We start from the raw sequence: 12,567 nt of genomic DNA on the forward strand, positions 1-12,567 counted from the left end.
CTGGCTTACTTGGACTTGCCCGGGTCCTTGACGGACTTGATGACGTCGAACTCGATGTTGTAGAGCTGGCCGTCCTTCTTCTCGACCTTGCGCAGGTAGATGTCCTGCGTGATGTCGCGGGTCTGGGCATCGATCAGCACCGGGCCGCGCGGGCTCTCGAAGACCTGGCCCTTCATCGCGGCCAGCAGCGCATCGCCGCCGCCCTGGCCCTTGGTGGTCTTGAGCGCCTCGTAGATGATGCGCATGCCGTCGTAGCCGCCGACGGCCATGAAGTTCGGCCGCATGTTCTTGTTGGCGGCTTCGAAGTCGGCCACGAACTTCTTGTTCATCGCCGAGGGATGGGCCGTCGAGTAGTGGTGCGAGGTGACCACGCCGAGCGCGCCTTCGCCCATGTCGTTGAGCTGGTCGTCGTCGGTCACGTCGCCGGTGCCGATCATCTTGATGCCGGCCTTGTCCATGCCGCGCTCCAGGAACTGCTTCATCACTGCCGCGCCGGCGCCCGAGGGCACGAAGACGAACAGGGCATCGGGCTTGGCGTCGCGCACCTTCTGCAGGAAGGGGGCGAAGTCGGGGTTGCGCAGCGGCACCCGCAGCTTCTCGATCACCTTGCCGCCATTGAGCTCGAAGCGCTCGGCGAAGAACTTCTCGGCGTCGTTGCCCGGACCGTAGTCGGCCACCAGCGTGACCACCGACTTGATGCCGTTCTTGGGTGCCCAGTCGCCCATCGCGACCGCGGCCTGCGGCAGCGTGAAGCTGGAACGCACGATGTAGGGCGAGGCCTGGGTGATGCTCGAGGTGGCCGCGGCCATGACGATCTCGGGGGTCTTGGACTGGGTCGCGATCGGCGCCACGGCGAGCGCCAGCGGCGTCAGGCCGAAGCCGGCCAGCACGTTGACCTTGTCGTTCACCACCATCTCCTGGGCGATGCGCTTGGTGACGTCGGGCAGGCCGGTGTCGTCCTTGACGATCAGCTGGACCTTCTTGCCGGCGACCGTGTCGCCATGCTGGGCCATGTAGAGCTTGGCGGCGGCCTCGATCTGGCGGCCGGTCGAGGCCGACTGGCCGGTCATCGGCAGGATCATCCCGATCTTGAAGGTGTTGTCCTGTGCCTGGGCGGCCAGCGGCAAGGCCAGCGCGATGGCGGTCAGGCTGGCGGCCTGGACGAGATGGCGACGAAGCATGGGAACTCTCCTATTTCAGTGGAAGCGTGACGGTGGATATTGTGACCAGATGCAAGCAGGCCCGGACGCCGGCAAATACCTAGGCTTCAAGCCCGGGCTGCGAATTCTGCGCGATCAGTAAAACGGCTGCGCGATCATCGCGCAACGCATGCGGGGTCTCAGGGATTGTCGGGTCGCCAGGCGGAGTCGAGCGTGATGGTGCCGACCGCGCGCGAGACGCAGGCGCAGATGCGGCGCCCGGATGCTTTTTCGTGTTCGCTCAGGAACACGTCGCGGTGGTCGATCTCGCCGTCGACCGCCAGCACGTCCATCGCGCACAGGCCGCACTCGCCGCGGCGGCAGTCCCAGAGCGTCTGGACGCCGGCGCCCTCGAGCGCTTCGAGCAGCGTGCTGCCGGCCGGCACGGTGATGGCGAGGCCGTGGCGCGGAATCCGCACCTCGAAGGCCTGGGTCGGCAGCCGGCCGCTGCTGCCGAAGGTCTCGAAGCGCAGGTCGGCCTGCGGCCGGCCGGCGGCGGCCCAGGCCCGCTTGACCGCCTCGAGCATCGGCACCGGTCCGCAGGTGTAGAGCTGGCCGCCGGCGGGCAGCGCGGCGATCTCGGCGGCGAAGTCGATCGGCGCCGCGCCGGTGTGGGCCTGCACGCTGGCGCTCGGGTGCGGCGCCAGCGCCGCACGCAGCTCCGGCAGGTAGGCCAGCTCGGATTCGTTGCGCGCGCCGTAGAGCATGCGCACCGGGACCCCGCCGCGCTCGGCCAGCGCCGCCAGGCGCTGCGCCATGTAGACCAGCGGCGTGATGCCGATCCCGCCCGCCACCAGCAGGTAGCCGGGCGCCGTCAGGTCGAGGCCGAAGTGGCTCTGCGGTTCGCTGACCAGCAGCCGGTCGCCGATGGCCAGCCGCCACATCGCGAGCGAGCCGCCGCGGCCGTCATCGAGGCGCTTGACCGCGATCCGCCAGCTGCGGCCGTCGGGCGCGCCGACCACCGAGTAGGAACGGTTCTGCATGCGTCCCGCGCCGGGCGCGCCGACCAGTACTTGGACCTGCAGGTGGGCACCGGGCTCGTGCCCGGCGACCTCGCCCGACTCGGGCGTGATCACGAATTCGCGCACGGTGGGGCTGAGGTCCTTGATGGCGCTGATGCGCGCCGGCATCCAGTGGATATCGCTTTTCATCTTCGGGGTCCATGGCGGTATGCGCCTGCGGGCTTGGGGGGCGGAACTCGGGGGGCGCGTGCCGAGGGCACCGGGTGGCCCCCTCCGCTCATGTCCCCCGCCTTCGGCTCCTCCTTTACTTCGCTGCGGGGGCCACCCGGTGCCCTCGGCACGGGTAGCAGGAGGTCGTTCCAGCCGATGAACAACGGCCGTGATGGCTCACGCCGATGGCGTGCTCTGCGCAGCGAAATAAAGGAGGAGCCCGAAGGGCGGGGGACATTCGCGGAGCAGAGTACGCCGTCGGCGTGAGCCCGCCCCCGCCCCTCCAAGCGCAGTTTCATCGCGAATGACTTCATGCTCTGCGGCGTATCAGCTGCACGCCCGGCAGCGGATGGTTCTGGACACCGTGCAAGGCCTCCCGCAAGTTGCGCTGGGCGATCCGGCTGTGCTCGCGCATCAGCGCCTCGGCACGCGAACCTTCGCGGTTCTCGATCGCGTCGAGCACCTGGCCGTGCTGGTCCTGCGCGATCAGCAGCATGTCGCGGGCGGCGGGCGAATTGGCCTGCACCACCACAAAGCCCGAAGGCGAGGCGAACGGCAGGTTGATGACGCGCTCCATCTGCTTGGCGATCAGCGCGCTGCCCGACATCTCCGAGAGCAGCCGGTGGAACTCCTCGTTGAAGGCGACGTAGCGCGAGAAGGCGGCATCGTCGAGCGCCGGCTGGCGCAGCAGCTCGTCGATGCGCCGCAGGCAGGCCCTGGCCTCGCGCAGCACCACCGGCGGCGCGCCGCGCTCGGCCGCCAGCCGCGCCGACAGGCCTTCGAGGGTGCCGCGCAGCTCGATGGCGTCGGCCACGTCACGCTCCGAGAAGGTCCGCACGGCATAGCCGCCGTTGGGCAGGCTTTCGAGCAGCCCTTCCTGTTCGAGCCGCATCAGCGCGCTGCGCACCGGGGTGCGCGAGACGCCCAGCAGCTCCGACACCGCCACCTCGGCGATGCGGGCGCCGCCGGCCAGCTCGCCGGCCAGGATCATCTCGCGCAGGCGCAGCTGGGCCTTGACCGCGTGGGAACCGCCGGCCTCGACGGGCTCGGGGGTCGCGATAGCGCTCATGCAGAAATCCCCGCCGGCTGGATCGGGATCGTCGGCGCGCGCGGCTTCTCGCGCGCCACCATCTGGTCGATCAGGCGCCGCGCCCACATCGCGCCGGCGTCGATGTTGAGGTTGTAGAAGGTGTAGTCCGGCCGATCGTCGATCGCCCGCTGCTGGGCCTCGAGCACCAGCTCGTCCTCGCGGAAGATGCCGGCCACGCCCTCGCGCAACTGGTGCGTGAGGCGCTGCTCGCCGATGCAGTAGTTGCGCGCGAAGGCCCAGAAGTAGAGGCAGCTCTTGTCGGTCTCGGGCGTGATGGTGTTGAGCACGTAGCCGTTGACGCCCTTGCTGCGGTCGCCGGGCCGCCCGTCGCGCGGCACCGCTCCGCTGCCCGCCTCGGCCACGCCGACGTCGATGTTGACCGTGCACGGGCCCTCGAAGCGAATGATCTGCCAGCGGTCGACCGGGCCCCGGTAGCCGCGTGCGTGGTGGATCTGGCCGGCCCAGAACGGCGGCGCCTCGATGCCCTCCATCCAGCGCGTCACCGTCGCCGAGCGGTCGCCGTGGGTGGCGACGAAGGGCGCCTCGGCGACCGCGCGGTTGCCGATCGACGAGCCGTGGACGAAGGTCTCGTGGGTCAGGTCCATGAGGTTGTCGACCACCAGACGGTAGTCGCACGCCACCCGGATCATCTTGCCGTCGCCGGCCCATTCGGGGTCGTCGTTCCAGTGCATGTCGGGCACCAGCGCCGGATCGGCCTTGGCCGGGTCGCCGGGCCAGACCCAGACGAAGCGGTGCTTCTCGACCACCGGATAGGCCCGCACGCAGGCCGAGGGATTGAGCGTCTCCTGGCTCGGCATGAAGGTGCAGCGCCCCTGGCTGTTGTAGACCAGGCCGTGGTAGCCGCAGACCACCTCGTCGCCCTCGAGCCGCCCGAGCGACAGCGGCATCAACCGATGCCAGCAGGCGTCTTCGAGCACCGCGACCTGCCCGTCGGTGCGGCGGTAGAGCACCAGCTTCTGGTTGCAGATCGTGCGCGGCAGCAGCGCATGCGCGACCTCGACGTCATAGGCGGCGGCGTACCAGGCGTCGAGCGGAAAGGGGCGGGTTTCGGCTTTCATGGGATACGCAATGTATACAGTGATGCGCTAAAGTCCATCGTTTTCAGCCAAATCCAGGGTAAATACCGATCTTTCGGTATCCATTGCAGGGATTCCCTGTGCGGATACGATCGACCGTTCTTTTCCAGTTACGACGGAGCCATCCCATGTCCCAGCACGCTTCCCTGCCTGCCCGCTACGACCACGTCGGCAGCTTCCTTCGCCCGAAATACCTGCTCGAAGCCCGCGAGCAGAAAGCCAAGGGCGAGATCACGCCCGAGCAACTGCGCAAGGTCGAAGACAAGGCGATCACCGAGATCGTCAAGTTCCAGGAAGACATCGGCCTGAAGAGCATCACCGACGGCGAATTCCGCCGCACCTACTTCCACATCGACTTCCTCGAGCAGCTCGGCGGCGTCAAGACCGACATCCCGGTCACCATCCGCAAGCCGGACGGCACCGAGGAACTCGCGCCCCCGGTGATGCGCGTGATCGACAAGGTGCGCCACGCCAAGAACATCCAGCTGGCCGACTTCGAGTACCTCAAGAGCCAGGTGTCGGCGGGCAACACGCCCAAGGTGACCATCCCCTCGCCCACCATGCTGCACTTCCGCGGCGGGCGCGCCGGCATCAGCCGGGAGGCGTACCCCGAACTCGACCCGGTGTTCTACGACGACGTCGCCAAGGCCTATGGCGACGAGCTGCGCTCGCTCGCGGCCGCCGGCTGCACCTACGTGCAGATGGACGACACCAACCTCGCCTACCTCTGCGACGAGAAGATGCGCGAAGCGGCGCGCCAGCGCGGCGACGACCCGAACGAGCTGCCGCACCGCTACGCCGCCTTCATCAACAAGGTGGTGGCGCAGAAGCCCGAGGGCATGATCCTGGCGATGCACCTGTGCCGCGGCAACTTCAAGAGCACGCACGCGGCGGCCGGCAACTACGAGCCGGTGGCCGAGGCGCTGCTGAAGGAGATGGACCTCGACGCCTACTTCCTCGAATACGACGACGCCCGCTCGGGCGACTTCCGGCCGCTGCGCTTCCTGCCCAAGGGCAAGACCGTGGTGCTGGGCCTGGTGACCACCAAGTTCGGCGAGATGGAAGACAAGGACGAACTCAAGGCCCGCATCGAGGCCGCCGCCAAGTACGTGTCGCTCGACCAGCTCGCGCTGTCGCCGCAGTGCGGCTTCTCCAGCACGGTGCACGGCAACAACATCGCGGTCGAGGCGCAGCGCGCCAAGCTGCGGCTGGTGGTCGAGACCGCCCAGGAAGTCTGGGGCGCGTAGCCCGCCGCAACGCCGCCCGGTTGGACTCCGGGCCGGTGTGAAGTAGGCTCGGGGGCCATGAAGCTCTATTCCGGCCCCCTCAGCATGTTCGGCGCCAAGGTGCAGATCGCGGCGCTCGAAAAGGGCCTCGCCTTCGAGTGCATCATGGTGCCCTTCGACCGCGACGACCGCTACGAGCCCAGGCACCCGGAGGTGCTGCGGGTCAATCCGAAACGGCAGGTGCCGGTGCTGATCGACGGCGAGGTCGAACTGTTCGACTCGACCCAGATCTTCGAGTACCTCGAAGACCGCTTCCCCGAGCCCGCCCTCTGGCCCGGCGACGTGGCGGCCCGAGCCCACGCGCGCCGGCTCGAGCTCGAATCCGACGAGGTGTTCTTCCCGCACGTGATCAAGCTGTTCGGGCTGCAGGACGACATGCAGAGCCCGGCCGCGGTCGCGGCCTGCGCCGGCTGCGCCGCCTTCTACGCCAGGCTCGAGCCGCTGCTCGCCGCGCGCGAGTACCTTGCGGGCGGCTACTCCTTCGTCGACATCGCCTTCTACATGGCGCAGGTGTTCGCCGAGCGCAAGGGCGCGCCGATGACGCAGGCCACGCCGCGCCTGCTGGCCTGGCGCGAACGCGTGGGCGCGCGGCCGCCGGTGCGCGAGGTGGTCGGCGCGATGATGCGGTTCCTGGCTTCCGAGGGCCGTCCGGTGCCACCGCACCTGCAGGCGCTGGCCCGCCCGTGAACCAGATCGACGACCTGCTCGACTGGCTGCCCTCGCCGTCGCAGCATCTGCTGGTCGTCACCTTCGCCCTGCTGGTCTACGTGCTGACGACCCGGGCGCGACGCGAGCAGCGCGCGCCCACCACCGCCATCGCCTGGGTCATGGGCCTGGCGCTGCTGCCCTATGTGATCCTGCCGATGTACCTGGTGTTCGGCCAGCGCAAGCTCCGGCCGGTGGGCCTTCCCCGGCCGCCGCGCTCGGCGCCGGCGGGACATTGGGCCGCCGAGCTGGTCGAGAGCTTCGGCCTCGCGGCGCCGAGCCGCTGCGACACGCGGCTGCATTCCGACGGCGCGGGCGCGCGCGACGCGCTGTTCGAGGTGATCGAAAGCGCCCGGCATTCGCTCGACGTCTCGACCTTCATCATCGGCGACGACGCGCTCGGCCACGAGGTGATCAACCGCCTGTCGCGCCGGGCCCGCGGCGGGGTCAAGGTGCGGGTGCTGCTCGACGGCTTCGGCGCCCTTTCGCTGCCGCGCACGCATTTCGATTCGCTGCGCGATGCCGGCGCCGAGGTCGCGGTGTTCCGGCCGATCTTCAGCCTGCGGCGCAGCGGCCCGCGCAACCTCCGCAACCATCGCAAGCTCACGATCGCCGACGACCACTGGCTCTGGTCCGGCGGCCGCAACCTGGCGGGCGAATACTTCACCGGCAACGACGCCCATCCAGTGGCCTGGCGCGACCTGTCCTTCGACCTGCGCGGCGACGCGGCGGCCGCGGCGGCGCGCCAGTTCGACCACGACTGGACATCGGTGCGCGGACGCCAGTCGCGCCCCATCGCGGCCGATGCGGGCCCGCAGGACCACGGCGGCCCGGCGCAGTTCCTGCCCAGCGGCCCCGACCAGACCGAGGACACGGCGCAGGCGCTGCTGATCGATGCCTGTTTCCGCGCCGAGCACCGGCTGCTCGCGGTGACGCCCTACTTCGTCCCCGGCGACGGGCTGCGCGATGCGCTGCGGCTCGCCGCCCGGCGCGGCGTACAGGTCACGATCGCGATCCCGGCCCGGTCGAACCACCGCCTCGCCGACTTCGTGCGCGCCCGCACCATGCGCGACCTGGCCCGCGCCGGCGTGATGTTCAAGATGCTGCCCTTCATGGCGCATGCCAAGGCGGTGGTCATGGACGAGGACCTGGCATTGTGCGGTTCGATCAACCTCGACCTGCGCAGCCTGCTGCTCAACCACGAGGCGGCGGTGGTGTTCTACGGCCGTGCCGAGGTCGACTGGCTGGCGCAATGGATCGAGACCACGGCCTCGGCCGGCGAGACCTACCGGGCGCGCAGGCCGGGCCTCGTCCGCGACGTTGCCGAAGGCCTGCTGCTCACGATCGCTTTCCAGCTTTAGCCTTCTTGCCTTTCTTGCCAGACCCGGTCTTGTTGGTGTAGCTGGCATTGCCCAGCCCGGTGCCGATGGTCAGCACCGCCCAGTGCTTCACGTCCTGCATGAACGGCAATTCGCTCAGGCCCTGCACCACGGCGTCGTTGTGCATCAGCGCCACGGTCGGCTCGCCGGCGATCTGCGGCAGCCGCTTGACGAGTTCGCTCGGCAGGTGGAAGTTGTCGCTCTCCCAATCGCCCGGCAGGTTCTGTGCGCCGCGCGAGATCGAGCCGTCCTTGCGGATCAATCCCGGACAGGCGATGCCGATGAAAGGCGCCAGCCGGATCCCCTGCTTCTTGCTGTAGCGGATCTGCGACTCGACCATCTCCGCCAGCCGGTCGATCAGCACCTTGCGGCTCGGACCGTCGTCCGCATGCCGCCATTTCTCGCGCCGCACCACCTTGGCCTTCGACAGGTCCGGCGCCCGCTTCTTTCGCAGCTTGACGATGCCGCAGCGCACGTTGGTGCCGCCGATGTCGAGCGCGACGATGGCATCGTGCCCCTTCCGCATCGGCGGCGGCAAAAGGTGAACCCAGCCCAGCAGGCCGCCGTCGTCGGGCTCGTGGCAGATCCGCGCCAGTTCGACCGAAACCTTCATGTGCTGCAGGATCGCCGCCGCCTGCAGCACCGCGCGCTCGCCGACGTCGCTGCCCGGAAAGCCGCCGCCGATCACGATCCGCTGCACGCCTTTCCACGAAGGCTGGCGCATGAAGCGATCGATCACCCAGGCCAGTTCTTCCGCGAATTCCTCGATCGCGCCGTGCAGCATGTCGGCGGCCTCGGAGGTCTTCGTCTCTCCCAGTGCCTCGTCGAGTTCACGCTTGCTGAGATCCTTCGAATGCATGCCGCCCAGCGGATCATTGCCCTTGCGGCGGCGACGCTGGCGCCAGCGCTCCAGCAGCTGCCTGAACGCGGTCTGGCTGGCCTGGTCGCCGATGAAGCCATCCTTGCCGCGCAGCTGCAGGCTGTAGCCGTCGACCATGACCGAAGGGAGTTCGCGGGCGCCGTGCGGGTGGTCGTGCGGGTGGTGTTTCTTCATTGCGGCAGGTGCATTTCAATCAGCGGTGGTGTCGAGGATCAGGCGGGTGGTTTCTTCGGGCTGGTCCCAGTGCGGATAGTGGCCGCAGCGCTCGAACCAGTGCAGCCGGGCGTCGGGGAACTGCGCCTGCGCGCGCGCCGCCTGTCGCGGGAGGCACACCTTGTCGAGCCGGCCCCAGCCGATCACGACGGGCTTGGCGAGCGTGCCGAGGGCCGCGCCTTCCAGCGGCGGCGATCCGCGAACGAAATCGTGCARCATGAGCTGGAAGGATTTCGCCGCGGCGTAGCCGTGCATCTCCTCCAGCACCAGCGCCGGCGACAGCCGGTGGCGCTGCGCCGAGAACCGCGCCAGCAGCAGGGTGCGCGCCCACGCATGGCCGACCAGGGCGGGCATGGCGGATTCGAAGCCGCGCGCCAGCCGCATCGACAGGCAGACCGAGATTTGATAGGCCAGGTGCTCACGGCCGGCCCAGAAGCCGCCCGGTCCCAGCGACACGACGGTGCCGAGCACCTGGCCGCGGCGCGCCAGCTCGAGCACCAGGCGCGCACCCATCGAGCTGCCGACCGCGTCGGCACCGCACAGATCGTGTTCGTCCAGGAAGCGGGCCACCGCACTCGCCAGCTTGCGCAACGTGACCTCGCCTTCAAGCGGCGGGCTCTTGCCGAAGCCGGGCAGGTCGATCGCCACCACCGCGCGCTCGGCGGCCAGGGGGTCGAGGATGGTCTGCCAGGTCCGCCAGTTGCTGCCCAGCCCGTGCACGAGCAACAAAGGCTTTCCCTGGCCGCGACGGACATAGTTGATGAGCACCACTCACTATTCTGGCCGAATGCGCGTGCTCGAATCAGAGGCGCGCACCATCGGCTGTAGGAGAAGGACCCCAACCGTCGACACCAGGGCGGCGCGCGGGTGCCGGCGCCGATACACTGGCCGCGATGCAACTGCTGCGCCGCACCGGGCTCGCCGCCCTGGCTTTCATCTTCCTGCTCGGCACCGCCCTGGCCGCGGCCGCCCAGGAGCAACCGCTGCGCGCAGGCTCCAAACGCTTCACCGAGTCCTACATCCTGGCCGAGGTGCTGGCGCAGACCGCGGCGCCGCATACCGCCGTCGCCCCGGTGGTGCGGCAAGGGCTGGGCAACACGGCGATCGTCTACGAGGCGCTGAGATCCGGCGGCATCGATGTCTACGCCGAATACACCGGCACCATCGCGCTCGAGATCCTCAAGGGCCAGGCCTCGATGTCGCGCGAGGCCATGAACGCCGCGCTGCGCCCGCTCGGGCTCGGCGCGGCGGTGCCGCTCGGTTTCAACGACGGCTATGCGCTCGCGATGCGGGCCGCCGACGCCGAGCGGCTCGGCATCCGCACCCTGAGCGACCTGGCCGGCCGGCGCGAACTGCGCTTCGGCCTTTCGAACGAATTCATCGGCCGCGCGGACGGCTGGCAGGGCCTGGCGGCCCGCTATGGCTTCACTCAGGCGCCGACCGGACTCGACCACGGCCTCGCCTATGAAGCGATCGCCGCCAAGCAGATCGACGTCATCGACATCTACACCACCGACGCCAAGATCGACCACCTCGGCCTGCGCGTGCTCGAGGACGACCGGCACTACTTTCCCCGCTACGACGCCGTGCTGCTGTACCGCCTCGACCTGCCGGCGCGGCTGCCGGCGGCCTGGGCGGCGCTGCAACAGCTGGAGGGCCGGATCGACGAGCACGCCATGATCGCGATGAACGCGCGCGCCGAGCTGCAGGGCGTGGCCTTCGACGTCATCGCACGCGATTTCCTGGCCGCGGCGCAACCGGGTGCGGGGGCTGCGCCGAGAAGCGGCGAAGGCGCCCGCGGCTTCATGGCCAAGCTGTTCGGGCCCGACCTCGGCCGGCTCGCGCGCCAGCACCTGATGCTGGTCGCGATCTCGGTCGGTGTCGCGATCCTGATCGCGGTGCCGGTCGGGGTCGCGGTGTTCGGCCACCTGCGATTGCGCGCGCTGGTCCTGGGCCTGACCGGGCTGCTGCAGACCATTCCCTCGCTGGCGCTGCTGGCCGTGCTGATCTCTCTGCTCGGCGCGATCGGCACCTTGCCGGCGCTGATCGCGCTGACGCTCTATTCGCTGCTGCCGATCATGCGCAACACCGTGACCGGCCTGGCCGAGGTGCCCACCGGCCTGCGCGACGCCGGCACCGCGCTCGGCATGACCGGCGGCCAGAACCTGCGCGCGGTGCTGCTGCCGCTGGCCATGCCGACCTTGCTGGCCGGCGTGCGCACCGCGACCACCATCGCGATCGGCACCGCCACCATCGCCGCCTTCATCGGTGCCGGCGGCTTCGGCGAACGCATCGTGACCGGTCTCGCGCTGAACGACCGCGAACTGCTGGTCGCGGGCGCGGTGCCCGCCGCTGCGCTGGCGCTTCTGAGCGAGGCCTTGTTCGAGGCGCTCGAACATTTCATGCGGCGCCGCCGCGCGGCGCGGGCGCCCTGAACATGTGATGTCCGTGAAAGTCCCGACGTGGCGAGTCCGGTATTTGCCGCATAGTCGAGGGTTGCTTCGCGGGCGAGCCCGCACACCTTCCCACTCAGGAGACTTCCCCATGAAATTGAGCCAACTGGCCGCAGGCCTGATCCTCGGCTTTGGCATCGCGAGCGCGGCCCTTGCGCAGACGACGATGAAGATCAGCATCTCGACCTCGCAGAACTCGCACCAGGGCGTCGCCATCGACACCTTCGCAAAGGAAGTCGCCGCGCGCACCAACGGCCGCTACAAGGTCGAGACCTTCTACAACGGCTCGCTCGGCGGCGAACGCGAATCGATCGAGGCGGTGCAGCTGGGCACCCAGGAACTCGCCTTCTCGTCGACCGGCCCGGTGCCCAACTTCGTGCCCGAGACCAAGATCCTCGACGTCCCCTTCCTGTTCCGCGACAAGGCGCATGCGCGCGCCGTGCTCGACGGTCCGATCGGCCAGGAGATGCTGGGCAAGTTCGACGCCAAGGGCTTCAAGGCGCTGGGCTGGGGCGAGAACGGCTTCCGCCACATGACCAACAGCAAGCGCGACGTCAAGGCGCCCGAAGACCTGAAGGGCCTGAAGATGCGCACCATGGAGAACCCGGTGCACATCGCGGCCTACAAGGGCTTCGGCATCATCACCACGCCGATGGCCTTCCCCGAGGTCTTCACCGCGCTCCAGCAAGGCACGGTCGATGGCCAGGAGAACCCGCTGCCGGTCATCATCTCGGCCAAGTTCGACCAGGTGCAGAAGCACCTCACCTTGACCGGCCACGTCTACTCGCCCTGCATCTTCGTGATGAACAAGGCCGCCTTCGACAAGCTGAGCGCCGCCGACAAGCAGGCCTTCCTGGACGCCGCCAAGGAAGCCATCAAGGCCAACCGGGCCCGTGTCGACGAGGACGACGCCAAGGGCGTGGCCGACCTGCGCGCCAAGGGCATGACCGTGATCGACAACGTCGACAAGGCCAAGTTCGTCGCCGCGCTGGCGCCGGTCAACGCCGACTTCGAGAAGCAGTTCGGCAAGGCCAACCTCGACAAGATCCGCGACGTCAAGTGATGCCATCCGCGGCCGCGACGTGGTCGCGGC

Annotated in this window: 11 protein-coding genes; 5 read left to right on the forward strand and 6 right to left on the reverse strand. The window is 69.0% G+C overall.

The annotated features are described in order from the left end of the window. Window positions 1-5 precede the first annotated feature (5 nt). From AC1DF3_RS13520 to AC1DF3_RS13535, 4 genes are all read right to left on the reverse strand, one after another. Window positions 6-1,181 carry an ABC transporter substrate-binding protein gene (locus AC1DF3_RS13520; protein WP_286532573.1) on the reverse strand — a complete coding sequence of 392 codons (1,176 nt, stop codon included), beginning with the start codon at window positions 1,179-1,181 and terminating at the stop codon, window positions 6-8. A gap of 158 nt (window positions 1,182-1,339) precedes the next feature. Next, window positions 1,340-2,350 carry a PDR/VanB family oxidoreductase gene (locus AC1DF3_RS13525; protein WP_286532571.1) on the reverse strand — a complete coding sequence of 337 codons (1,011 nt, stop codon included), beginning with the start codon at window positions 2,348-2,350 and terminating at the stop codon, window positions 1,340-1,342. A gap of 331 nt (window positions 2,351-2,681) precedes the next feature. Further along, complete coding sequence (locus AC1DF3_RS13530; RefSeq protein WP_286532569.1) at window positions 2,682-3,440, reverse strand: GntR family transcriptional regulator; 759 nt, start codon at window positions 3,438-3,440, stop codon at window positions 2,682-2,684. Beyond that, complete coding sequence (locus AC1DF3_RS13535; protein ID WP_286532567.1) at window positions 3,437-4,540, reverse strand: aromatic ring-hydroxylating dioxygenase subunit alpha; 1,104 nt, start codon at window positions 4,538-4,540, stop codon at window positions 3,437-3,439. Before AC1DF3_RS13535 ends, AC1DF3_RS13530 begins: the two co-directional genes overlap by 4 nt. A 146-nt stretch (window positions 4,541-4,686) precedes the next feature. Here AC1DF3_RS13535 and AC1DF3_RS13540 point away from each other — a divergent pair, with 146 nt between their 5' ends. From AC1DF3_RS13540 to AC1DF3_RS13550, 3 genes are read left to right on the forward strand one after another with little or no spacing between them, the layout of a single operon-like run. Next, complete coding sequence (locus AC1DF3_RS13540) at window positions 4,687-5,805, forward strand: 5-methyltetrahydropteroyltriglutamate--homocysteine S-methyltransferase (protein ID WP_286532564.1); 1,119 nt, start codon at window positions 4,687-4,689, stop codon at window positions 5,803-5,805. A 57-nt stretch (window positions 5,806-5,862) separates the two neighbouring features. Next, complete coding sequence (locus AC1DF3_RS13545; RefSeq protein ID WP_286532562.1) at window positions 5,863-6,531, forward strand: glutathione S-transferase family protein; 669 nt, start codon at window positions 5,863-5,865, stop codon at window positions 6,529-6,531. Next, window positions 6,528-7,910 (forward strand): phospholipase D-like domain-containing protein, encoded by a 1,383-nt coding sequence (locus tag AC1DF3_RS13550; RefSeq protein ID WP_286532560.1) that lies wholly within the window; start codon window positions 6,528-6,530, stop codon window positions 7,908-7,910. The genes AC1DF3_RS13545 and AC1DF3_RS13550 overlap by 4 nt, the downstream gene beginning before the upstream one ends. On the opposite strand, the gene AC1DF3_RS13555 is transcribed toward AC1DF3_RS13550, so the two are convergent. Next, window positions 7,888-8,982 carry an ROK family protein gene (locus AC1DF3_RS13555; RefSeq protein ID WP_478139881.1) on the reverse strand — a complete coding sequence of 365 codons (1,095 nt, stop codon included), beginning with the start codon at window positions 8,980-8,982 and terminating at the stop codon, window positions 7,888-7,890. The genes AC1DF3_RS13550 and AC1DF3_RS13555 overlap by 23 nt on opposite strands. A 15-nt stretch (window positions 8,983-8,997) precedes the next feature. Beyond that, on the reverse strand, window positions 8,998-9,792 hold the full coding sequence (locus tag AC1DF3_RS13560) for an alpha/beta fold hydrolase (protein ID WP_478139882.1): 795 nt from the start codon (window positions 9,790-9,792) through the stop codon (window positions 8,998-9,000). 122 nt (window positions 9,793-9,914) lie between these two features. On the opposite strand from AC1DF3_RS13560, the gene AC1DF3_RS13565 reads away from it, so the two are divergent. Next, the gene (locus AC1DF3_RS13565) at window positions 9,915-11,456 is read left to right on the forward strand and encodes an ABC transporter permease/substrate-binding protein (RefSeq protein WP_478139883.1); all 1,542 of its coding nucleotides are present in this window, start codon (window positions 9,915-9,917) and stop codon (window positions 11,454-11,456) included. Window positions 11,457-11,565: 109 nt separating this feature from the next. Then, entirely contained in the window at window positions 11,566-12,537 is a 972-nt protein-coding gene (locus AC1DF3_RS13570) for a TRAP transporter substrate-binding protein (protein WP_286532552.1), read from the forward strand. Window positions 12,538-12,567: the final 30 nt, after the last annotated feature.

The organism is Variovorax sp. 10N432, from assembly GCF_056394465.1.